The organism is Paenibacillus sp. 1_12, assembly GCF_900114475.1.
Taxonomy (GTDB): Bacteria; Bacillota; Bacilli; order Paenibacillales; family NBRC-103111; genus Paenibacillus_S.
On record NZ_FOTE01000005.1, the window covers coordinates 24,662 to 48,571 of the forward strand.

Sequence of the window (23,910 nt, forward strand, 5' to 3'; positions counted from 1 at the left end):
AGGAAGGTACATCCATGTTTGCAACACATGATTGGAAAGACTACGAATTAATCGATACAGGCGACGGTGAAAAGCTCGAACGTTGGGGAAGCATCATTTTACGCCGTCCCGATCCACAAATTATTTGGCCGCTCGGCAAAGAAACAGCTCCCTGGAAAACAGCGGATGCTCATTACCATCGCAGTACAAGCGGTGGCGGCCAATGGGAGCAGCGTACTCAATTACCTGAGCGCTGGACAATCGCATACGACAAATTACAATTTCATATCAAACCGACCAGCTTTAAACATACAGGACTGTTTCCTGAGCAGGCCGCCAATTGGAAATGGATGATTGACAAGATACAGGGTGCCGGACGGAAGATCAAGGTATTAAACCTGTTTGCCTACACAGGCGGAGCCTCGGTAGCTTGTGCTTATGCAGGTGCGGAAGTATGTCACGTCGATGCCTCTAAAGGTGTTGTCCAATGGGCCAAGGAGAACGTACAGCTCTCTGGACTTAGTGATCGCCCTGTCCGTTTCATCACCGATGACGTATTTAAATTCGTGCAGCGCGAGCAGCGGCGCGGCAGTCAATATGATGCCATCATCATGGACCCGCCATCCTATGGACGCGGACCGAACGGCGAGACCTGGAAGCTGGAAACGGATCTGTTTCCTTTTGTTGAGTCTTGTATGGGCATTATGTCCAACAGACCTCTATTTATGCTGATCAATTCCTACACAACCGGAATTTCAGCTACGGTGCTTAAAAATATTCTCGCTTTATCCATGGGAAAAGCACACGGCGGAACGATCACATGTGGTGAAATCGGACTTCCGATTACAGCGTCCAAGCTTATGCTGCCATGCGGTATATTGGGACGTTGGGAGGCATAGCCTTTGTCTAGCAAAGCTCTATCATCGATTCCCGTTTTATACGAGGATAATCATGTTATTGTCGTAATCAAGCCTGTTAATGTACCAACTCAAGAGGATGATTCCCATGATCCGGATTTGTTAACCCTCATCAAGCAGGATCTGAAACACCGTCATCAGAAACCAGGGAATGTCTACCTTGGTCTGGTGCATCGGTTGGATCGCCCAGTAGGCGGCGTTATGGTATTTGCCAAAACGTCCAAAGCTGCCTCAAGACTGTCAGATGCGGTAAGGACAAGAGCCATCCGCAAACGGTATATAGCTGTTATTCACGGCAAACCCAAGCAGGAGCAAGCAACATTGCGTAACTATTTATTAAAAAACACCAAAACCAACATGGTTTCAGTTGTATCCTCCAGTGTGGCAGGAGCTAAAGAAGCGATTCTCGATTATCAGGTTATAGGTCATCGGGAAGGTCATACACTAGTCAGTGTGGAGCTGCATACGGGTAGGCCGCATCAAATCCGTGTCCAGTTTGCAGCCATTGGCTGCCCGCTTATCGGTGATCAGCGCTATGGGGCTCATCTGACAAAGCCTGGGCAGCAAATCGCGCTGTGGTCGACGGAGCTTGGATTTGAGCACCCGACGACCAAAGAAGCCTTGAGCTTTAGCTCAAAACCTCCACAAGCTGCTTTTCCGTGGTCTTTGTTCGAATTATAGGTAAGAGTCAAATACATCTAAATACATCCAACATTACCGTACTATCACTTTAGCCTTCGTGCATAAGAGATAACTATGTAATTTAAAACCCCTTCAGTAACTCTCAATGAGTAAGGCTGGAGGGGTTTTGAATTTTATCGTATTGTAAAAAACACGAAAAACTTGCCGGTTCTTGTGATAGGGTTCACCTCGCTGTCTGAAACGGCAAGATTTTTCTTTTTAATATAAGCACGAAAAATTCAGCAGTTATTTATACTGCCCAATAGACATGTTGATTTTATAATGGCCATAGACAAGGATCTCATCCAAGAGTTTGTTAAGTTGGTTATGATCAGCCACTTGGACTTTTAAAATAAAGCACGGCTCTCCGCTAACACGGTGGGCCTCCTTGATTTCATCGCGTTCCTGAATAAATTCTTGGAACTTCTTATGCCTAAAGTCCTTCATCATAACGATTATAAAAATACAGTAGATGTTCCCCAGCAATTTTTCGTTTAACCGGACTGTATACCCCTCTATAACTCCTATTTCCTCTAAACGTTGAATTCGATTAGCTACAGCCACCCCAGACATGTGGACTACTTCCCCAATTTGTTTCCATTGAATTCTTGAGTTATTTTGTAAACACCTTATTATTTCCATATCGATGTGATCAATCAATCTAGAGCACCCTTTCATCGCTAAAGTAATATGGAGAGAACTCTTTCATGGATGTATGTAAGAACAAGGGTGTATAGGTTAGAATCATTTTAAGGGATCCCTGATATACAATTATTACCTATACATGGAGGTTATACAAGTGAAAACAAGATACCTGATTTTATTTTCTATAATGTTCATTGCTCTGGTTGGTTGTGGAAACAATTCAACGAGTCCGATCAATCAAACGTCCACAGCGACAAATGCCTCTGCACATGAACCGCACACCGCACAGCCGGAAAAAGTTGCTCCAGCCAGTCCCATCCCCAATAAAGAAACCAAATATTCGCTTAATGCTTCCACCTATAAAGAAAACGACAACTATTACCTGAAAGTTAATACAAATTTGAAGCTTTCTAGCGAACATTATGAAGGGGCTCCGGTAGATGGAGAAGGACATATCCACTTTTTTCTAAATGGTAAGTTGGTAGGCCCCATAAAGGATACATCTCCTTATCCTCTTCAAAATTTGAAGGAAGGTACGAACACAATAAAGCTCGTATTAGCTGAAAACAACCATTCTGAAAGATTTGGTGTTTCGAAAGAACTAAGTGTTGAGAAGGCTAAATAACCTATAGGACGGGTCACTGAAATTCACTTACAAAGTGTAAAAAAGACTATTGAGATCAATCAATAGTCTTTTCTTTCACAGCCCCAAATACTTAGTAATTGTTCTGCTGCATTAAAACCGCATTTATACCTAACAAGGTGAAATTAAGGCAGAAGAGGCGGGAAAAGAGATTGTTTCGCAATTTGGTTTTCTTGAAAAAAGAAGGATATCCCGTTTAGTAAAGCTATATCGTAATCTGATGGGTATGCGGGAGCATCACAAATTCACACTAGTTAAGCTTGTGTATGTATACAAACGCAACTATTCTCGAAGAATCGTATCCTTGTCGGAAAAGGTATATTACGGCGTGAAGAGGATGTATTCTATTTTACGCTGGAGGAACTTAGCGCATTGTTGGAGAACCGTTATTCAGCCCGTGAATACGGAATTACAGCTGTTGTTGGAATTGAAAAAGCTACGGAAATTATTAAAGACGGCGCTTATATCCGGGGGGAGGCAACCAATGGACTCTTGCAAATACGAGACGGTGATTCATGTGAGTCACACAGCTCCTTTTGGGGCTTTCTTCTTGCTATTGCTACCAACACGTTGATGCAAAACCTTGGTCGCCACCCTATTACCCCAGATTGTTGGCAATCTGGGGGGGAGTGCTTTTGAAATAACATCTGTATCACGGCGTTGATCGCGTCGCTTCCATTTCATTTCCACTTATTTTCCAAGCTTTTTCGCCCCGATCATGATCCCTGTATCTCCGGGGTCTTTCAAACCAATATCCGAAATGGCGCAGTAATTAGACGATTCCCGTTTTATCTTTTCAACAATAACAGAGGCACTCCCGGCTCCAATTGTTTCATTCGTCACCACCAGCGGATAATCAAATGAAACTTGGACTTTATCCGGTGACACTTCCTTGGTATGCAATTGTTCGACTTTTCCCATATGAGGGCTGGAGCCACCAGTTACCCAGAAATTGTCTTCGAATTTCTGCTTGGTCTCTTGGCGGAGATCGGGCGATAAGACAGCGTACTGCATGGCACCGCTTCTCTTTTGCACACCTCGGATCCATGTCTGAACCGCTTCTTCCGGAAACTCAGCTTCCAGTGCATTCTCCAGACTGTTCACTTGCATAGACAAATTGGACGATTCGGGCATAGTCACATAGATAATGTTGTCCTTATAAGTCACTTTTCCACGGAACTGTTCTACTATGGACCTCAAGGATACCATCGCTGTCCCTTCGTCCATATTCAGCTTAAAGGCGCTATCGGCAAATTCTACATTATTGATAAAAATCCGTGGACCAGTTGCTGCAGCTAAAACAGATCCCGATAAAATCACCAACCCGGCACATGCAGTAATCAAAACCTTCCAGTTCTTTTTCATCGAAGGCCACCTCCCAATCTTTTCATCATACCCATACATGGTTGCTTACCATGTATGGATAATAAAAAACAATTATGTTTAATGTATCGTTTACCCCTCGTGAATTTCGTATCGTATTATCAATTCTAAACCAAAAAGGAGCTAAAAATCGTTAGATTCAGCTCAGGTGTAGGTTCTTCAGTTGTTGACAGCAAAAATTTAGCCGTCATTTATGATACGGTTAACCGTATCACCCTAGCGGCGAAAGGGTATTACAAATAATGCCTCATTTTTATTTGAGAGTGCATTGTTTCCTTATCAAAGTGAGTATTAATTCAAGTAATCCAAAAGTCTTTTCAATTCGGGTCAAGCTTCAAAACATTCATAATAACCGTTGATGCCTCCGCACAAATGAATAGTTCCATTTTACAGAAAAACAGGATACCTTTTCACCAAATAAAAGTTAGGTATCCTGGTTCTAATCAAATTAAGTTAAGTTTATTTAAGTTCCTGTAGGAGACTCTGTCCATATTGTGGAATTGTTACATTAAAGTTATCTGCAACCGTTGCTCCAATATCCGAAAATGTCTTACTTACGGGTAGCTCACTTTGTCCAGTGAAACTCTTACTGTAGATGAGTAAAGGAACATATTCACGGGTATGATCTGTACCAGCATGAATGGGATCATTACCATGGTCTGCCGTAATCATGAGAAGATCATCTTCACTCAGCTCCGCAAGAACTTCATTTAATCGATTATCAAATTCTTCTAGCGCCTTCCCATACCCGATCGGATCTCTACGATGTCCATAAAGTGCATCAAAATCAACAAGATTCAAGAAACTAAGTCCTGTAAAATCAGTATGAATTGTCTCCATGAGTTTATCCATGCCATCCATGTTAGACACTGTGCGCAAAGACTTGGTAACACCCTCGCCATCATATATATCTGAGATCTTGCCAATCGCTAGTACATCAAACCCAGCATCCTCCAGCTCATTCATCACGGTTCTTCCATAAGGCTTCAAGGCATAATCATGACGGTTCGATGTTCTCTCGAAATTTCCAGACTGTCCGAGAAATGGTCTCGCAATCACTCTTCCTAGCATATATTCGTCACGTAAAGTAATTTCTCTAGCAATTTCACAGATTTGATACAGCTCTTTCAAAGGAACAACCTCTTCATGAGCCGCAATCTGAATCACTGAATCTGCTGAAGTATAGACAATGAGTGCACCAGTGTTCATATGCTCTTGTCCAAGTTCATCAAGAATAGCTGTACCACTAGCTGGCTTATTCCCAATAACCTTTCGACCCGTTCTTTGCTCTAATTCGTTAATTAACTCATATGGAAATCCATCAGGGAACACTTTGAAAGGAACATCGATTCGTAGGCCCATAATCTCCCAGTGCCCGGTCATCGTATCCTTCCCATTCGAAGCCTCTTGCATTTTGGTGAAATAAGCTAAATGTTGCTCTACTCTGGGTACCCCTGGTATTTGATCAATATGGCTTAACCCTAGCTTAGACAAAACAGGAACATGCAGCCCGTTCATTCTTTCCGCAATATGCCGTAATGTATGTGATCCTGCATCACCAAACTTTTTCGCATCTGGAGCTTCGCCAATGCCTACAGAATCCATAACGATAATAAAAATCCGCTTAAATCGAGGATTTTGTTTCATGTTGATACTCCTTCTATGCTAGTTGTACTCAAAAGAGAAGTGGTTCAACTAAAATATGATACCGATAATTATGGAAGATAATACGCTTACAAGTGTGGCGCCAAATAACAGCTTTAATCCAAAGCGAGCAACAATATTCCCTTGTTTTTCATTCAATCCTTTTACTGCACCCACGATTGTACCAATGGACCCAAAGTTAGCAAATGAGATTAGAAAAACAGAGACAATAGCTGTAGTACGCCCACTTAAACCGCCTTGAATTTTAACAAAGTCAAGCATAGCAACAAATTCATTCGCAACAAGCTTTGTCGCCATAATACTGCCCGCAGTAACAGCTTCATTCCATGGTACACCGATAATAAAGGCAATTGGTGCAAAAACAAACCCTAAAACTCCTTGAAACGAGATACCGAATATGCCGCTGAAGACCCCGTTAATTAAAGCAATTATCCCAACAAACCCAACTAACATTACCCCAACTACTATGGCTACTTTAAAGCCATCCATAATATATTCGCCCAGCATTTCAAAAAACGTTTGTTTTTCCTCTTCCTGAACATCAATAATATCTTCTTCTGTTGTAACTTCATACGGATTAATGATGGATGCAACGATAAATCCGCCAAATAAGTTTAATATTAATGCAGCCACTACATACCTAGGTTCTAGCATCGTCATATATGAACCAACAATTGACATGGATACCGTCGACATTGCAGACGCACATAATGTAAACAGGCGATGCTTTGGCAATAATCCAAGTTGGTTTTTCACAGAAATAAATACTTCATTTTGTCCTACAATTGCGGCTGCAACTGCATTATAAGATTCCAATTTCCCCATGCCATTTACTTTACTTAGTACCAGACCAATATACTTTATAATGAACGGCAATATTTTGTAATGTTGCAAAATCCCTATCAATGCTGACATAAAAACTATTGGCATTAAAACATAAAGGAAAAAGCTATGGGCTCCTTCATTTGCAATCCCACCAAAAACAAAGTTAGTACCTTCATTGGCATATTGAAGTAATTTCGAAAAACTATTGGCAAAACCTTTAATTAAAAATTCGCCTATGCTCGTTTTTAGTATTAGCAAGCCTAAAACAATCTGAATAGCAATCATTACAATGATTGGACGATATTTGATCTTCTTCTTGTTGTTACTCGCAAGCCATGCAAGTAATAGAACAATAATAAGACCGGCAACAGAAATTAAATAATGCATCAATATCCCTCCAAATTATCGGTTCATTTTCTTGAAATCCTCATATCGAAATCCATCTTTCCACATTAATCCTTGTTCCAAAATAATAGCCAACAGACTTCCGCAAATTAACCCATTATTTATAATGGCTATCACGATCGGAGATAAATTTATCGTGGATGATGAAGGGATAAACATTAGGCCCACACCAACTAAAAGGGAAACTCCACTAACGATATAAGTTCGCTCTTCATGAATAACCCTCTTCAATTCCTTCAGAGATAATCCAACCATCTTCACAAAAATGACGAATGTAACGGCATAGCCTATAGGAGCTGGAATACCTGATATTACGTTCATCATTGGCGGAAACAAAGAAATAGAGATCACTAAGCTGCATCCAATTAAAAACGATTTGCGTTCCCTCATCCCTGTTTGTTCCACATATCCCGCCGCTCCTGAAATAGGCACTGCGCCAATCCCCCCTAAACAGCCACTAATTAAATGCGTAAGCCCAGAAATAAACCCAGCACGCAAATAACGGTTATTATCCATTTGCTTTTGTTTCATAACGGTCTCCATCAGCCGAATGGATGCAAGCGCATTGGTTATTAATAACAGTGTTAGTAAAAAAGCAGTAGTGATTGTCCCACCGTCAAAGCTTGGCCTTCCAAAAGGGAATAATTCCGGCAGCTTAAATAGAGTATCCGCCTGTGAAATCACCGGCATATTGCCGCAAATGATAAATAATAAATAACCTATCCATATACTAATTATTACTGAAAATTGGCGCAGTAAAACAAAGCGGCTGCTCCCTAACCAAAAGGTAATGCAAATCACAATCACGCTGAGCAAGAACACTTTAACATCTAACAAAGTGTGGCTTGATGTAATCCCCATCATCCCTTTCATAAAAGTACCGCTTAATTGAAAGATCAATAAGAGCAAATATATAAAAGTGACAGTTGGTGTAAATAGACGGGCGATTTTATCCATTAGCTTAAATGTTGAAATGAGGATAAATAAAACACCACTAATGATCATTCCTCCACTTAAAGCCTGTAGAGCAGCACTGTGAGAAGAATATAATACCCCCACTAAACTTGCGTATATGGTAAAAATGCTCCACCATAACCCTGCCGGACCTTCATGAATAGGGAATTTATGACCGATCAAGCCTTGTAAAAATCCAGCTATCCCTAAAGTAATCATTGTGCTCTGGATGAGTCCAGAAGTCTCAATGGGTGTTAAGTTGTATAAATCTGCGATAGCAATTGGCGTAGCAATTGCACCTGCGATCATAAAAATCATCCACTGCAATCCGGACAGTATTACCTTCATTTCTTTTCCTCTCTCTTTTCTTACACCAGTACTCTTAGTAATAAATTAGCCATCAATGACTGTGTTAAGAGCTATTTCGACCATTTCATAAAAAGATTGTTCACTTTCTTGATGAGTTAAATGTTCCTGTCTTAACAATTGACTGCCCACTGTCAAAATCGATAGTGCTTTCACACCATATTTAGCGGCTAAAGTATATAGGGCTGTGCTTTCCATTTCTACCGCTAATACTCCAAAATCCATAAACTTGTGAAGCCGATCTAAGGTTTCGCGGTAGAATTCATCAGAATTATAGATGTTGCCAACAAAGACATTTGCATTTCCACCTTGTGCTTGTTGATACGCTTTCATTAACATTGAAAAATCTGCCGTAGGTGCATAATTACAGCCATGGAAGATCTTCTCCGTCATATTACTATCTGAAGATACGGCTTGGGCTAATATAATATCACGGATATTAATTTCTTCCTGCATTGCGCCGCATGTACCTATGCGAATCAATTTCTTAACGTTATAATCGACGATCAATTCCGTCGCATAGATACTCATCGATGGGTTTCCCATCCCTGTCCCCTGAACCGACACCGGCATGCCCTTGTATAATCCAGTGTACCCATACATGCCTCTTACTTCGTTATAACAAATAGCCTTATCTAAAAAGTATTCTGCTACAAATTTTGCACGCAAAGGATCTCCTGGAAGCAAAACGCGGTCCGCTATTTCTCCTTTTTTTGCGCCTAAATGCCTACTCATATTTCTTCCTCCAACCTTTAATCTTAAACTCAGGCTTACCTAAATCGCTTCCACTTGCCGTAAAGAAAATCAGTTCCGGAACTACCTTGAGCATAAGATTTTTCATTGTAAAAAACTAGACCAAAATCTTACGCAGGGTACGGAAAATAATTGGTCAAATTACAAAAGCAATTCTTTACGAATGTTGTCTAAATCCCTTTTTGATGGGATCGTAGAGATAATAACAACAGGCACTGTCTTTAATGCAACCGGGATATTACTAATGACAAAATCAATATGATGTTGCTGCATCATTTCGTCAGTTAGCCCTTTCATTATGGAAGTATTAAGGATCAACTGATCCCCAATTTCCTTCTTTATCAAATCCGCTATGTAATGACGAATTGAAAATTCTTCCCCAATCACTAAGAAAGCCCGCTTCCATTTATAACGTAAACTTGAACGAACCATTAAGGTTAGCTTTGTTAAATGAAAGTCATTATACAAGACGGAAGGGTAAGCTTTATTCCACGTTTGCATGCAGGTTTGCAATTCTTGATAAATCTGCTGGCATTCCTGTTGAACATATGTCGTTAAATTACTTTTGGAAATCATCATCCATTCAGGAATTGCATTATCGATTAATAACTTGTCAAAGAATCCGTATACCTCCAATATAAGTCGTTTTTCCATATCCAAGTTGGGGTATACCTGTGCCAATAATGTTAGCAGCAGATTACCCATTTGATATTCTTCTTTATCTTTATGTAATTCGACTTCTTTAATTGGCGTTATTTCTGAGCCTTCATAATAATGATATTGGCTGAGACTAACCAGGGATTGCATAAAGAATAGTTCACTTTCGGGAAATGCAAGGGAGAGCTTTTCTTCAAGACTTTTCGCAAGGGTTTTCACTGGCAAATTAAACATCCCCTTTTCCCAGAGGTAACTATTTCCGTCGATTTTCACGCATTTCCCTTTAGCTACTCTTTCTATAACAATGGCCAACAAAAAGGATAATTTCCTTTTGGAATTGATAAAATAAACAATGTTCTTCTCATTCTCTATAGTTGTGATTAAATGATTTATATAAGCAAAATCGACTTTCTCAAAGGGCCATCCTGTAAACTCATACGCATCACAATATAACTTCCAATAAAAATATCGAATGTTCATTTCGTTCCCTTTGATCATAGGTGTCGAATGCGTAATGCCTAGCTTATATGCTTTTAGATCATTATTATTTAATTGCACAATCAGTTTCTTCAAAGATGAGGTACTCATAAACATGGCTGCGGCAAGCTCCTCCACGGATAGTCGGCCAACATTCGTAAACAATATATTCATCAGCCGATAAAAGATGGTCTGTCTGAACATAGAAGAAATCACTTCACTAATCGTCTCACTTCGCCCATCACGTCGAAGAACGATTCCCTTCCCTCTAGAAACTTCAATAGTTACAGTAGGGGGTAATTGCTTGCTGATTTCCTCAACCATCTTGCGGATTGTTTTATCTGAGATACCTAAACTTTTTTCAACTTCGGCTAAGATAAACCATCTTTGTTCTGCATCAAGCAGCGTTAATAGTTGGCTAGTTAATTTAAATCCCTTATCCATTTCCCCACCCTATTTCAATTTAATTTTGATGTTTATAGTATGTTCAATTTACCGTGATTCGAACAAGCCTCGAACGCAACCTGCTTTTAGTCCAGACAGGAAAAAGGCTTGCAGCCCGTTACATAAACTGCAAACCTTCTTGTATTCATTAACGCATATTATTGTTCTGCTCCCAATCCAACACCCTTGCCTTTCGTAGTCGTCGAATTCGTTCGCCTACCTTCAACAAACATCTTCTGACTCAAGCCCATAGCTCTAACTAAGGCTACTCCCTTCACTCAAAGCATTTCAGCAGCGCCAAGGCCTCTTCATGCTCAGGTTCCAGAACCAGCGCCGCGCGTAGGTATTCCAATGCTGCCTCTTCATGCCCAAGCTCGTAGTTGCATATAGCCAGACAGTATAAGACAGTCGATACAGGCTCTTCATCGTCTGTATATACAGATGTTTCCAGGAATAACTTCGCGTCCTCGTACATGTCCATCTCGAACAGCAGCAACCCAGCGTCCAGTGCTAAATCGTAGTGCTGCTCCATCGCATAGTACGATGACCACATGATGTGTATGCCTCTTTGGATATCCAGAATTTCTTCATCGCTTGCCTCCGGCAGCAGGATCGAAATGTATTTCGTACCCTGGATGAAAAATTCCGCATCATACCCGCCCAAACGCCAAAAGGCCAAAATTTGCTGCAGTCCCATCGTGTCGAATTGCAGATCTACCCATTCCTTCATACTAAAGAATTCATCCGGTCCAAATCGTTCGATAAACCGCCGATAGGCCAGCCGGGTGTTGGCATAGTTCATCGGCGTTTCCAACATGAATATACAGCCGACATTTATATTTTTATAATGATGTGTAGTGGTGAAGAGCGGGAGTGCACCTCTTTGCTCAAACACATGTTGAATCGCATGATAATTTGCCGTTAAAGAGAAGCTTCCGTGATGAATTAACTGTGGCGGCTCCGCAATCTTCCAGTTCTCCAGCCGGTGGTCGCCTTTATCCGCTGTGATCAGCAGGAAGCCTGCCTGTGACAACTGACTAAGCCGCTCCAAGCATGTCAATCCGACCACTGGAAACAGAATATGTGAATCCTCAAGCTCCTGCAGATAAAGCGTGATCACATCGCGATACAGGTATGTTGCTTCTTCGTATTCAGGCGCTCGCCGATGCTCGTAATTCAACGTCATTTTTCCTAGTGCTTCTGACGGCTTAAGTAAATTGAAATTCTCCGGAAACTCGATGAGTACATCGCATTCAAAAATCTTACCATCACCCACATAGATCAGCTCTTGCGGAATACTATCAAAAAAATAATTAGCGACGATCAGCAGCGGTTGCTTCAGATCACCCGGCCGGATGGTTGTATGAGATACAACCAAATTTAGCTCCGTGTCATGCACGGCATCAAACCCAGCAAAATCCAGCAGTCCCTGCCGAATGAATGATTGCAGATCAGGATGATTTTTCCAAGCGAGGACATTTTTCAACGCCAAGTCTGTCATAACATAGCGAAAAGGGGGCAGCACAATGCTTACATAATCTCTCAGTTCGCATAGTTTTTGCAATACATGAAATGCGAGACGCCCCGCTCCCGCTCCAAGCTCAAGGATCGTAACAGGTTCATGAATATTACCCATACCAGATCGGTCTTGAAGAAATCCGAAAATCATTTCCGCATAGGCAGTGGCAATCATAGGGTTGCTCGTTATATATTGCGGAACCTGGTCATTATTCCAAGCCTTCATTCCTTCTTCTTCATAATAAGCCCGCTGCAAATCCCAGATAGGTGCTTCGCTGAAACGGAATCTCTGTTGTCTATTCTCTGCCATTCACTAAAAACCTGCTTTCTTTATATCACTAGGACCCTTATTAACATGCTACGGAGTACGCTTCAAATGCCAGCCAATGAATGTTTATTGAATCGTACCATATAAGTGGCAAGTACCCAATGTCATTCCATATCTGTACGGAGAGATTAATCGATCAATTGCGCTTTTGCTTACTTTAATATTCTCCTTTAATCACAAAAAACGAACCCCTAATGGTTCCCGCTAGTTTAGACTACTGCCGGGCAGACTTAAGCTTCTCTTCTAATTCCTGTGGGATCTCCATCCCCTCAGAAAGCTTAGATCCAACGGCCCGCTTCTTCGGGTCGGCGCCCGTATTCGTGACCTGAGAAAAGAAAGAGGATTAAAACAAGAGTCTCTTGGAGAAAGATCCTCAACAGATTGCTATGGCCAAAAATGTGTTGAGAAAGATTTTTAATAATAAGTGAACCACTGACCACGGCAAGAGCTATCAAGAAATCAATGCAGTAAAAAGACACTGAGATTCTATCCATCAGTGTCTTTGTTATTGATACTTTTCCACCAACATCATGTTTCATCGTTGAACTCGGACTAATTCACTTTAGCAATATTCGCTGTAACTGACTTCACTTTATAGTTGGATGGTCCCGGAGTAGCCGTAATTCCCAGTACAATAAATTGATTCTTGTAATCATTTCATCAAGAGGGTTGTAATTTAAAGCAACTTAATCAGCTTTTCTAGCTCATCAACCAAAACTTTTGCAAGTTCAAAATCAGTATCTTTTAATGCCAATTCTATTTTCATTTCAACTGATTTTTTATTTTGTTCAGTTTCTAAATAGTCTCTATCAAAATGACTAGCATAAATCATCTGTCTAAATTTTCGCATACTCATTTTTCTAATCGTCTTATCGTCAATGATTAATACATAATCCATACCATTGACAACAGAATAGAAATCATGAGAAATCATGAGAATCGCACCTTTATAGTCTTCAATGGCTTTCTCCAGTGCTATTTGTGTATAAGTGTCTAAATGGCTTGTCGGTTCATCAAGAAGCAATACGTTTGCTTTACTGGCAGAAACTTTAGCCAATTGAAGCACATTTTTTTCTCCACCAGATAAAGATTCTATCTTTTGATTAACGATTTCTCCTTCAAAGCCATAGTTTGAAATATACGCTTTAATCTCATCATAAGTTTTAAACCCAGCATCGATGAATTCTTCTAGTATTGTATTAGAATCCTTTAGCATTTCGCCTTGAATCTGAGATAAATATGCCATTTTAACATCAGCATTTATTTCAATTGAATCATGATTATTTTTAAAGATATCTCGGAGTAAAGTCGTTTTCCCGGTACCATTTGAACCAATAATGGCTACTTTATCAGTAGATTTTATCTCAAAGTTAACATTGTCTAAAAGCAACTCATCAAAGGCAACACTATAATTATTAACATTTACAACAATGGTGTCTTCAATTTCATTATCAATACCAAAGTTAATATTCGGTTGCTTAATATCAACAAATGGCGCTTTAATTCTACGCGCTTCCAATCTTTCTTGAAACTTAACTCTAGCTTTTAATGCTTTCCCTCTAGATGCTTCTGAATTATAAGTTGCGATAGCTCTAAGATTAGTGATTATGTTCTCATTTCTCTCAATTTCTTCATCATCAGCGATTGTGAGTTCTTGTAACTCAATTTTAGTCTGAAGTAATGAGAAGTTATAATCAATATATCGCCCATCAAACTCTTGGATCTCCGTGTTTTCAAGGTGTATAATTTTGTTGAAACAATGATTCAATAGATATCGGTTGTGCGTAACAACTAGCAGTATTCCTTTGTGAGAATTAATAAGATTTTTAAGCGCATTTAGGTTTTCAAAGTCTAAAAATACATCTGGTTCGTCCATAATCATTAAGTCTGGACTACTAAGCATTTCCTTCATCACTTGAATAAGTTTGAATTCCCCACCACTCAGGTCAGATACCCTAAGATTTTTTAGCTTCATGAGGTTTGCTAGATTTAGTTTCTTATTAATGTTGCTTTCAAAATCAGCCCCACCGATTGAATCAAATGTGTCTAAAGCTAATTGATACTTTTCTAATAACACATCCATATCCGATGATGTTTCCATTTCAGTACAAATAGATGTTATTTCATTTTGTATCTTAATAAATTCTTCCCCTATATATTCAAAAACTGTTGTTTCTTTAGTTTTGTCTAGTTGTGAGAATTGACTTACATGCCCAATTTTGCAAGTCGGGTCTATTTCTAACATGCCCTCGAACATATATCTTTCTGGATCCATCAGTATATCTATCAATGTACTTTTCCCACTGCCACTTGTTCCTATAAAAGCGCAATGTTGTGCCTCTTCAAACGTAAATGAAATGTTTTTATATAGTTCTTTTTGCGGAAATGAGAAGGATAATTTATCAATTTTTATCATAGTATTACCTTTCTTTATAACTAAAATAGTAACTATTATTAGATGTATTGCAAAACATAGATTTTGAGTTTACCGTTGTTAGAGTAACACTGTTTACAACCAACTTCAATCCCTTTGTATCCCATCCCTTGGGGGGGTCAAAGTTCCATGCTACCTCCTCAACTGTCCTCATAAAAGCGCCGGAATGAACTCGACTTTGATCTCTGCCGGTTGTAAATGTACCTTATTCATCTTATCTCGCTCCTTGATCAAATAATGATAAGGCGAGAATACCTCCTGACGAATAGCCAACGGAATAGGTCGGGGAGCTTTTTGGTAGGCTGCAGGGGTGAGCTGAAAAGCCTTGTTGAATGCTCGTGTAAACGCCTCTTGTGTGATGAGAATCCATACTTTACGGCAACATCCAGAACCCGCTGATCCGTGTCGCAGAGCTCGAAGGCGGCACGGCTGATCCTTCGAGTCCAGATGTAATCCCGCAATGTCATCCCTCTTAATTGATTGAACTGTCTGGAACAATAATAGGGTGAATAGCCTATTTGTTCCATTTAATTCTATTTGTACACAGAAGTCCCCCTCCTTACCTTTTGATCATCTCACCGGCGATTTTTGCATACTTGATTCGAGTTGTACAATAAAACTTGCCGTTACTTGTGATAGGGTTCTCCGCACTGCTCGTAACGGCAAGTTTTAAGGCCATCCTCGCAGGATGGCCTTTCTTTTAGATGTAAAATCTTAATGTATTGAAATATCCGTTCCATAAAGGTGAAGACGGAGTCGTTTTGCAATGGACAGCGAAGAATAATTATCCCATGATGTACTATACAAAGGGATCCTCTGAGACCGTCGTATCGCTTGGGCCCATAAGGACGTTACGCGCATCGCAAAACCTTTTCCTCGATAATCTTTCAATGTCTTGACTCCGGCTTCTGCAGCCTTATTGCTACTTCTTGCGCTAAAACAGACAGATACAGCCATTTTGTTTTCCGTCACCATAAAACAAGGTTCTCGAAACTTCAGTTCCGATAATAGAGTAGGAAACCCTGGTTCCAAGTAGTATTTATTATCTTCAGTAACCAAGGTGGCGCCTGTGTAATCCTTTACGGTTTCATGAAATGTAAAAGCCGGGCCCATCCATAAGCCTCTAATTTCTCTGTCCTTCTCCAACGTACGAATAACATTAGCAAGTTGCTCGGTTGAATCACCCTGATCCATGAATTGCAGAATGTCATGGACTAAACGATTTGGTACGTCGCTGCGGAATCTTACAATACGGCCAGCAACGGTTTGTCCCCAAAAAAATCGAGGAGCAGGCTGGTTCGTTGGCTCATTAATCGTTGTGATACGTCCAGCATGATCATGAATATAGAGAACTCCTGCTTGAATGCTCATTAGTTCTAAATGGTTGTACAAAGGTTTACCTCCTCTATTGTTTAACACTCACCCTTTCCCTGTACAACTTAATTATCATCAAAAATCACTCGCTCTCACCATAATCTGTATCCAAGATACCATCTTTCCCAAGCAGTTTAAATGGTCTTCTTTACGTTTCAACAAAAAAACTTACCGTTATTTGTGATAGGGTTCAGAGGTACTTCGCTTAATTCTACCGTTTGTCTATGGACCGAAGCTTCTCGTCTTCAGTGAACCAAAGCTTGTAGCTAAGCAGACCCAGCATCATACTGGATAAGGCGGCAGAGGCTGCCAAAATAAACACAATCAGAATCTGATACCGAACGGCTTCAACAGGATCGGCTCCGGCAACAATCATCCCTGTCATCATACCCGGAAGCTGTACGAGCCCGATTGTCTTCATCCCATCAATTGTCGGTATCATGCTTGATTTGACTGATCGCTTCAGTGATACCTGGATCGCCTGTCTCACAGTTGCTCCAAGCGATAATAGAGCCTCAATCTCTCCTTTGGATGCTTGTACATTCATCTGCATTTGATTTAAAAACAATCCGGAAACTACCATCGAACTGCCAATAATCATGCCGCTGAGAGGTATTATATACTGTGCACTCGGTTCGATAATACGCAGCGTCAGCAGTAAACCCATGGTAACGGCCTCTGTTGCGCCAATGGACATAGCTACGCGCCAGAACACACCTGTCAGGCCTTTTCCCCGTTTGGCTGAATTGGCAGCAGCAACTATAATCATAATCGCTATAATCAGCACTAGAAGCGCTGGATGATTCGTATTAAACACGAACTGCAGCACATACCCGACCACTAGCAGCTGTACAGCCGAACGAATTGTACCAATCCATATCTCTTTTTCCAAACCCAGCTTCTGACGCATCGAAATGAATATTGTAATAAATATGAATGCTAGTGTAAAGCCTAACGCAGTTGTACTCATCGACGCTCCTCAATTCCTTCAGATACCTGAGATACCTGCACAAACTTACGTGCAGACTCCGTCTCTGGACGTTCGAAAAAAGCGCTTGTCGGACTATTTTCACACAATCTGTTTTCAGCCATAAACCAAACTTGGCTGCTGGTGTGGCGCGCCTGATCTAGATCATGAGTAACCCATATGAAGGTAGACCCATCACGACGGTGCCAATCCAATAGAAGCTCTTCAACCGCTTGCTTACTTCTTACGTCAAGTGAAGCCGTAATCTCATCTACCAAAAATATTTCCGGACGCAGCAGCATCGAACGAACCAAAGCCAACCTCTGCTTCTCCCCACCAGATAAATCCTCTGCACGTTTGCTCCAGTCCAAATTGTCTAGTTGTACCGCTTCCAGCAGCCTCAAGGCCAAAATTCGATCAAAGGATTGCTTCTGCAGCCTGCTAACCGTTCGCAAATTTTCTTCTACACTCCCAGGCAGCATAACGGCCTGCTGTGCGACATAACTCACCTTATTTCGCCACATATTCGGCTGCCATTCATTCGACAACTTGCCTCGATAGCAAACGGTACCTTTATCTGCAGTATCCAGCATGCCAATGATCCGCAGTAACGTGCTTTTTCCTTGACCCGAAGCTCCCAGCACCGATATGATCGCAGGCTCGTCGATCTGAGCAGTGAAGTCGTCAAATAGGACTCGCTGTTCTTTTTGTTGGATGTGTTTTCTTAATTGATAAATTTGGAGTATTGACATATTTACCATCCTTTTTTTACCCTCCCAAACCCTCCCTATAGGGAGGGCCCCAAAGGGCGCTGCCCTCTGGACTCCCTTGCTGTAGGCGTAACTTTGGTGTTCTCGGGGCGCTTATCGTCCCTGCGGGACACGCTTGGTTTCAGTGCTGCTGTTTCGTTTGCGGACTACTGGGTTCTCGGGCCGCTTATCGTCCCTGCGGGACACGCTCGACTTTGAGTGTTCGTGCTGATATGATGCAGAGTTCACTGTTCTCGGGGCGCTTTGGCCCCTGCGGGACAAGCTCGACTTTGGGTGCTGATCCGGACTTTAGTACTCTTGCTGACATGGCGCAGACTGCACTGTTCTCGGGGCGCTTTGGCCCTTGCGGGACAAGCTTGACTTTGGGTGCTGATCCGGGCTTTAGTACTGGTGCTGATATGGCGCAGACTGCACTGTTCTCGGGTCGCTTTGGCCCCTGCGGGACAAGCTTGACTTTTGGTGCTGGTATGGACTTTAATAATGGTGCTGATGTTGGATTGATAGTGTACTGTCCTCAGACATACAAATTATTGGAATAAAAAGCTGAATCTACGGTGTGCTTAAGCAGCATCGATATCGTCACTGGGCCAACCCCGGCTGGAACAGGGGTGATTGCACTGACCTGCGGGAAGCAGGCTTCATAATCAACGTCGCCTATATTGCCGGGATTGTAGCCGGCATCCAAGATGATAGCGCCAGGTTTGATCCAACCGCCTTGAATAAATTTGGGTTTGCCAACGGCGGCCACAACAATATCGGCTAAACGAACGATCTCGGGAAGATCGCGTGTTTTGGAATGGCAAATCGTTACGGTCGCGTTACGGTTTAACAGCATTTGGGAAACAGGCTTGCCCAGAATCGGGCTGCGACCTATAACGACTGCGTGTTTGCCTTCAAGTGGTAAATGGTATGCATCCAGAATAGCAAGGATTGCGGCAGGTGTGCAAGAAGGAAATCGGCCGTAATCAAAGGCAGTCTGAGCGAATCCGATTGCTGTCACACCGTCGACATCTTTATCGATACTGATCGCTTCGAAGGCTGCGCGTTCATCGATGTGGAATGGCACAGGGTGCTGCAATAAAATACCATGGACTCCAGGGTCGTTATTTAGTGCAATAATCGTTTCAATCAAGCTGTCCGTAGTTGTCGATTCGTCGAGATAAATACGACGTGAATCAATCCCCAGCTTTTTACATGCACTGCCTTTCATTCGCACATATGTTTCCGACGCAGGATCACTGCCTACCAGAATCGTTGCCAGACAAGGTACAATGGACCTCACTGCCAAATACTCGACCCGTTCCTTTAATTGCTCCTTAATGGTCATGGATACCTGATTGCCATCCAAAATAAGTGTCTTCTCCTGCATATTCCTTCATCCTTTCGCTGATGCATTGTATTAACGCAAAAAGGCAAGGAGAATGAACTCCTTACCTTTGCCCAGGCGTACGGCGAATTGCTCTATGTGCTTCCCCATGGTTGCCCATGCTCCGCCAGTCACACATAGCTTGGTGAAGACGACTATACCGCTATTAATCAGAAAAATCAACTATTATTTGCAGCCGCACTACTTAACTCTGTCTCCCGTGCACGCAGCCGCAATGCATCTTGCTCAATCTGTTCTTTAGTCAGAGGTGTTACAAAGGATAAGGTTTTAGTTGCGGCCAGATTGATTTGCTCAATAGCCTCATTAGTTTTTCCAAGCTGCCTTAAGGTTTGAGCATAGTAATAATAAGGCTCGGCATATTTAGGTGCCTTCAGCATCAATTTCTGATAAGTTTCCTCTGCCAGTACCCACTGTCCCAATTCATAATAATTCAGGGCGATATTGTCCTGAATCGTAAGATCATCCGCATTGTACGTGCTAGCTTCGAGATTAAACGTCAAAGCCTCCTCCAGATCACCGTGAAGAATTTTAAAATAACCAAGGTTGCCATAAACGAGCGTATTTTTATATTCTTTCAGCACGTCTGTGAGCAATGCTATTGCTTCATCCCGCTTGCCCTGAAGCCAATAAGCTGTAGCCAAATTGCTCTGGGCCTGTACGAGTGTATCCCGGCTCTTAGTTGCTTTCAGGAGCGGCTTAAAAACCTGTTCAGCTTGCTTTGGATCTCCCGAACGCATGAGCAGATACCCATAGCCAATTCGATGCTTATCTGGACATGGCTTACTGTTAGATGCTTTTTTATACCAATCAAGCGCTTGTGGGGTTTCCCCTTTGGCAAATGCCCTGCTGCCGCGCAGCGCATAAAGATTTGCACGGGACGTGTAAACAGTAAATACGAAAATAGCAGCAATAAGGCCAAATCCGATCCAAATACTGATATTAAATGCAATGATCACAATAATAATTATACCCACGATTACAAGAAGCGGTTTGATGAGAGCTTTCATGAGGTTCCTCCACAGCCATTAAAGTTCAATATTCATGCAGCCAGTTACTCACAGACCATCCACTTCGTATATGACTCCACACAGCTAAGCATTAACCACCTAACATCTTACTCTAAGTTAAGCGTTTGCCACTTTGCCAAGCAAATAAACAAGCAGCTGCTGATTATGAGAGGAAATACGGCTCAAGTACTGCTGTAGAAAGCGCTCTCGTATTTCTGTGCCCCTCAAGCATTCTGCCCTGCCTTTATCTGTTACTTCCACCCAAACGATACGACGGTCCTTCTCGTCACGGGAACGAGTAAGCAGCTCAGCTTTTTCCATTCTATCAAGTAAAGTAGTTATCGCAGCAGGTGTGGTTGCTAGAAATTCGATAAAATCCGAGGGCTTCATCCGATCACGACCAATGAGCAGCTCGAGTACGGTCAACTGGCCCTCCGTTAAGGTTGGAGATAATTGAAGTTCCATATGTGTGCGCAAATCCTTAGACAGTTTCCACCACAGCTTAGCAAACTCCTGAGTTACCACTTTGCCTCATCACTCCTGTTTACCCATACTTTTCCTTTAGTATATCATCCGCCCGTTCTCTTTAAAAGATTAACGACATAAATACTTTGAGACATTAATCGATAAAAAAAAGGAACATTAGACGCCTTTCAACATATAGTGCAGCATAGGCATTCGACTATCGGCAGAGCTTGTCAAATCATAAGAAGGAGTGATCAGGTTATGGAATCTTGGAAGCAGCGCATCGGTCAGCTCGCAATTCAAAGAGGCATATTGAACGACCCACAGTGGCTCGAACGTCTGGATGATTCGATGCCGGTGTGGGCCGTATTGGAGCTGATGCTGCAACTTTCGGAAAAACTGGAACCAGAAACCAATAGCTATGATTAATCTGTTTTTAACATATCTGTAATTAAATCTGTTTTGGTTACGCCAATGACTTGACGGCCTGTAGACTTGCGCTGTTCAATCGGTGTTTTCTCCGAAGAAAAGGAGAGACGACTTCCGCTCTGCAAAATTGCGGTCAGTAATAGTTCTTCTTTTACGACGAATGCTTTAACAAGACTTGCTCCATTCGGCTTGATTCTGGGGCCTTCCCTGAACTCGAATGTAAATATTCCCTTGCCTCCACGTCCTTGAATCGGATAATCGAGAATGAGTGAGCGTTTGGCAAATCCCAGATCAGTAACAACGAGCAGCTCGCCTTCCTCACCTTTGATCCACTCTGCACTCACAACTTCATCGTCATCCTTCATCTGGATACCACGAACTCCGCCAGCTGCCCGACCCATTGCGTTGACTTCATCTTCTTTGAAGCGTATCGCCATTCCCTGCTTTGTGACGAGCATAATATCCTCATCATTCCGGCTCAGTCTCACACTGATAATCGCGTCCTGCTCGGCAACCTTACAGGCCACGATACCAATAGAACGGCTTGTCGCGTATTCTTTTAGCTCTGTACGTTTGACTTGGCCCCGCCGCGTGACGAATACGAATGACTTACCTGGCTCGTTAAAATCCTTAACCGGAATTACGCTGATAATACGGTCATCCTTCGGAACAGGAATAATATTGACAATTGCGGTTCCATTCTCTTTCCATTTGTACTCGGGAACTTGGTGAACCGGCAGCAGATAATACTGCCCCTTTTGAGTGAAAATGAGCAGGTTCTGAAGGGTGTTGACCTCCAGTAAATAGCGAAGGTAATCACCTTCTTTAAGTCCTGTCTTTTCAATTTCCCCTCCGGAACGGGTGAAGGAAAGCTTGCTTGTCCGTTTGATATATCCCTCATTGGATAAGCTTACATAAACGTCCTCAGCGGTAACCATGACCTCCAGATTAACCTTAAGTTCTTCCACTTCATCTTGAATATCCGAACGGCGATCAATTCCGTATTTGGTACGAATTTCAGTCATTTCCGTCTTAATAACAGCGAGCAGCTTCTTCTCGCTGCCTAGAATGGAGCGTAAATTAGCTATCGATTTCTGTAATTCCTTCAATTCTTTCTCGATGGAATTAATTTCCAAATTGGTCAATCGATACAGCTGCAAGATCAAAATCGCATCTGCCTGCCGCTCGGTAAAGCCGAATTGTGACACGAGGTTATTTTGAGCATCCTGACGATTTTTGGAAGCTTTAATCGTTGCGATGACCTCATCCAAAATGTTAAGCGCCTTGGCAAGCCCTTCCAGCACATGTGCGCGATCCTCAGCCTTTTCCAAGTCAAAACGGGTACGGAACGTAACGACTTCCTTTTGATGCTCAATATAAGCCTTCAAAATTTCGATGACGCTCAGCTGCTTCGGTGTCTTATTGACAATGGCAACCATATTGAAATTATAGACGACCTGCAGATCGGTTTTTTTCAATAAATAAGCAAGAATCCCTTGAGCATCGGCTTCTTTTTTCAATTCAACGACGATACGCATCCCGTTACGTCCACTTTCGTCACGAACAATTGAGATTCCCTCAATTTTTTTCTCCAGCCGGATGTTCTCCATAGCTGTGACCAAACGCGACTTCACGACCTGATACGGTATTTCTGTGATCACAATTTGCTGAAGTCCGCCGCGCAGCTGCTCAATTTCAGTGCGCGAACGCACATAAATACGTCCTTTGCCAGTCCGGAAAGCATCACGAATTCCGTCTGAGCCCATAATGATGCCACCAGTCGGAAAATCAGGGCCTTTCATAATCTTCATCAATGCTTCCAGCTCGATAGTTGGATCATCAATTAGGGCTATACAGGCATCCACTACCTCGCGTAGATTGTGGGGTGGAATTTCCGTAGCAAATCCGGATGAAATTCCGCTGACACCATTCACCAATAAATTTGGATAACGGGACGGCAAAACCACCGGTTCTTTGGTTGTATTATCAAAATTATCTTTAAACAGCACTGTGCGTTTCTCGATATCCCGCAGCAGCTCCATCGCGATTTCCGATAGTCGGGCTTCCGTATAACGCATAGCCGCGGGTGGATCATCATCCACAGACCCCCAGTTGCCATGACCGTCAATCAGCATATGCCCCATCTTCCATGGCTGTGCCATCCGCACCATTCCGTCATAAATCGAGGAATCACCATGCGGGTGATAATTACCCATCACGTCGCCAACGGTTTTAGCTGATTTGCGGTACATTTTGTCTGGTGAGTTGCCAGCATCGTACATGGCGTACAGAATACGCCGCTGTACAGGCTTCAATCCGTCCCGAACATCGGGAATCGCGCGGTCTTGAATAATATATTTGGAGTAACGACCAAACCGGTCGCCCACCACTTCCTCTAAAAATGCCGGTAAAAAATTTTCAGGTATCGTCACTATTT

Annotated in this window: 21 protein-coding genes, 2 pseudogenes and 1 riboswitch; of the genes and pseudogenes, 5 read left to right on the top strand and 18 right to left on the bottom strand. The window is 42.2% G+C overall.

What is annotated here, in order from left to right; genetic code table 11:
- The first annotated feature begins 14 nt into the window (after positions 1-14).
- Entirely contained in the window at positions 15-878 is an 864-nt protein-coding gene (locus BM210_RS12710) for a class I SAM-dependent methyltransferase (RefSeq protein WP_091168576.1), read from the top strand.
- 3 nt (positions 879-881) lie between these two features.
- Positions 882-1,577 carry an RluA family pseudouridine synthase gene (locus tag BM210_RS12715; protein WP_091168577.1) on the top strand — a complete coding sequence of 232 codons (696 nt, stop codon included), beginning with the start codon at positions 882-884 and terminating at the stop codon, positions 1,575-1,577.
- A 246-nt stretch (positions 1,578-1,823) separates the two neighbouring features.
- On the opposite strand, the gene BM210_RS12720 is transcribed toward BM210_RS12715, so the two are convergent.
- Positions 1,824-2,255 (bottom strand): Lrp/AsnC family transcriptional regulator, encoded by a 432-nt coding sequence (locus BM210_RS12720; RefSeq protein WP_256223559.1) that lies wholly within the window; start codon positions 2,253-2,255, stop codon positions 1,824-1,826.
- A 121-nt stretch (positions 2,256-2,376) separates the two neighbouring features.
- Between BM210_RS12720 and BM210_RS12725 the strand changes: the two genes are divergently transcribed.
- Both BM210_RS12725 and BM210_RS35660 read left to right on the top strand, forming a co-directional pair.
- Positions 2,377-2,847, top strand: a complete 471-nt coding sequence (locus BM210_RS12725) for a hypothetical protein (protein WP_091168581.1) — start codon at positions 2,377-2,379, stop codon at positions 2,845-2,847.
- 390 nt (positions 2,848-3,237) lie between these two features.
- Entirely contained in the window at positions 3,238-3,504 is a 267-nt protein-coding gene (locus BM210_RS35660) for a hypothetical protein (protein ID WP_256223562.1), read from the top strand.
- A 51-nt stretch (positions 3,505-3,555) separates the two neighbouring features.
- Here the strand turns inward: BM210_RS35660 and BM210_RS12735 are convergent, their stop codons facing one another.
- The 16 genes and pseudogenes from BM210_RS12735 to BM210_RS12815 all read right to left on the bottom strand — a co-directional run bounded on the left by BM210_RS12735 (position 3,556) and on the right by BM210_RS12815 (position 21,104).
- Positions 3,556-4,230 (bottom strand): hypothetical protein, encoded by a 675-nt coding sequence (locus BM210_RS12735; RefSeq protein WP_091168583.1) that lies wholly within the window; start codon positions 4,228-4,230, stop codon positions 3,556-3,558.
- A gap of 477 nt (positions 4,231-4,707) precedes the next feature.
- Entirely contained in the window at positions 4,708-5,895 is a 1,188-nt protein-coding gene (gene deoB / locus BM210_RS12740; RefSeq protein WP_091168585.1) for a phosphopentomutase, read from the bottom strand.
- A gap of 48 nt (positions 5,896-5,943) precedes the next feature.
- Positions 5,944-7,125: a NupC/NupG family nucleoside CNT transporter gene (locus BM210_RS12745; protein ID WP_091168588.1), complete on the bottom strand. Its 1,182-nt coding sequence runs from the start codon at positions 7,123-7,125 to the stop codon at positions 5,944-5,946.
- A 15-nt stretch (positions 7,126-7,140) separates the two neighbouring features.
- Entirely contained in the window at positions 7,141-8,445 is a 1,305-nt protein-coding gene (locus tag BM210_RS12750; protein WP_091168591.1) for a purine/pyrimidine permease, read from the bottom strand.
- Between the two features lie 45 nt (positions 8,446-8,490).
- Complete coding sequence (deoD, locus tag BM210_RS12755) at positions 8,491-9,198, bottom strand: purine-nucleoside phosphorylase (protein ID WP_091168593.1); 708 nt, start codon at positions 9,196-9,198, stop codon at positions 8,491-8,493.
- A 159-nt stretch (positions 9,199-9,357) separates the two neighbouring features.
- Entirely contained in the window at positions 9,358-10,794 is a 1,437-nt protein-coding gene (locus BM210_RS12760) for an AcpB/EbpR/MafR family transcriptional regulator (protein ID WP_091168596.1), read from the bottom strand.
- 274 nt (positions 10,795-11,068) lie between these two features.
- The gene (locus BM210_RS12765) at positions 11,069-12,622 is read right to left on the bottom strand and encodes an SAM-dependent methyltransferase (RefSeq protein WP_091168597.1); all 1,554 of its coding nucleotides are present in this window, start codon (positions 12,620-12,622) and stop codon (positions 11,069-11,071) included.
- A 232-nt stretch (positions 12,623-12,854) separates the two neighbouring features.
- Positions 12,855-12,947 (bottom strand): annotated as a pseudogene (locus BM210_RS36225) (phage tail protein); the annotation flags it as partial.
- A gap of 369 nt (positions 12,948-13,316) precedes the next feature.
- The gene (locus tag BM210_RS12775; RefSeq protein WP_091168600.1) at positions 13,317-15,056 is read right to left on the bottom strand and encodes an ABC-F family ATP-binding cassette domain-containing protein; all 1,740 of its coding nucleotides are present in this window, start codon (positions 15,054-15,056) and stop codon (positions 13,317-13,319) included.
- Positions 15,057-15,233: 177 nt separating this feature from the next.
- Positions 15,234-15,598 (bottom strand): annotated as a pseudogene (locus tag BM210_RS36230) (helix-turn-helix transcriptional regulator); the annotation flags it as partial.
- Between the two features lie 190 nt (positions 15,599-15,788).
- Positions 15,789-16,466 (bottom strand): GNAT family N-acetyltransferase, encoded by a 678-nt coding sequence (locus BM210_RS12785; RefSeq protein WP_091168602.1) that lies wholly within the window; start codon positions 16,464-16,466, stop codon positions 15,789-15,791.
- 193 nt (positions 16,467-16,659) lie between these two features.
- The gene (gene fetB / locus BM210_RS12790; protein ID WP_091168604.1) at positions 16,660-17,418 is read right to left on the bottom strand and encodes an ABC transporter permease; all 759 of its coding nucleotides are present in this window, start codon (positions 17,416-17,418) and stop codon (positions 16,660-16,662) included.
- Entirely contained in the window at positions 17,415-18,167 is a 753-nt protein-coding gene (locus BM210_RS12795) for an ABC transporter ATP-binding protein (RefSeq protein ID WP_091169357.1), read from the bottom strand. The genes fetB and BM210_RS12795 overlap by 4 nt, the downstream gene beginning before the upstream one ends.
- 532 nt (positions 18,168-18,699) lie before the next feature.
- Positions 18,700-19,554, bottom strand: coding sequence for a bifunctional 5,10-methylenetetrahydrofolate dehydrogenase/5,10-methenyltetrahydrofolate cyclohydrolase (locus BM210_RS12805; RefSeq protein WP_091168609.1), 855 nt, complete (start codon positions 19,552-19,554; stop codon positions 18,700-18,702).
- A gap of 62 nt (positions 19,555-19,616) precedes the next feature.
- Positions 19,617-19,696, bottom strand: a riboswitch (ZMP/ZTP riboswitch).
- Between the two features lie 34 nt (positions 19,697-19,730).
- On the bottom strand, positions 19,731-20,579 hold the full coding sequence (locus BM210_RS12810; protein WP_091168611.1) for a tetratricopeptide repeat protein: 849 nt from the start codon (positions 20,577-20,579) through the stop codon (positions 19,731-19,733).
- Positions 20,580-20,696: 117 nt separating this feature from the next.
- Positions 20,697-21,104, bottom strand: coding sequence for a MarR family winged helix-turn-helix transcriptional regulator (locus BM210_RS12815; RefSeq protein WP_091168613.1), 408 nt, complete (start codon positions 21,102-21,104; stop codon positions 20,697-20,699).
- A gap of 201 nt (positions 21,105-21,305) precedes the next feature.
- Between BM210_RS12815 and BM210_RS34790 the strand changes: the two genes are divergently transcribed.
- Positions 21,306-21,473 carry a hypothetical protein gene (locus BM210_RS34790; RefSeq protein WP_177237787.1) on the top strand — a complete coding sequence of 56 codons (168 nt, stop codon included), beginning with the start codon at positions 21,306-21,308 and terminating at the stop codon, positions 21,471-21,473.
- Here BM210_RS34790 and gyrA read toward each other — a convergent pair.
- Positions 21,470-23,905, bottom strand: coding sequence for a DNA gyrase subunit A (gyrA, locus tag BM210_RS12820; protein ID WP_091168615.1), 2,436 nt, complete (start codon positions 23,903-23,905; stop codon positions 21,470-21,472). The two genes, BM210_RS34790 and gyrA, sit on opposite strands and share 4 nt — an antisense overlap.
- Positions 23,906-23,910 lie beyond the last annotated feature (5 nt).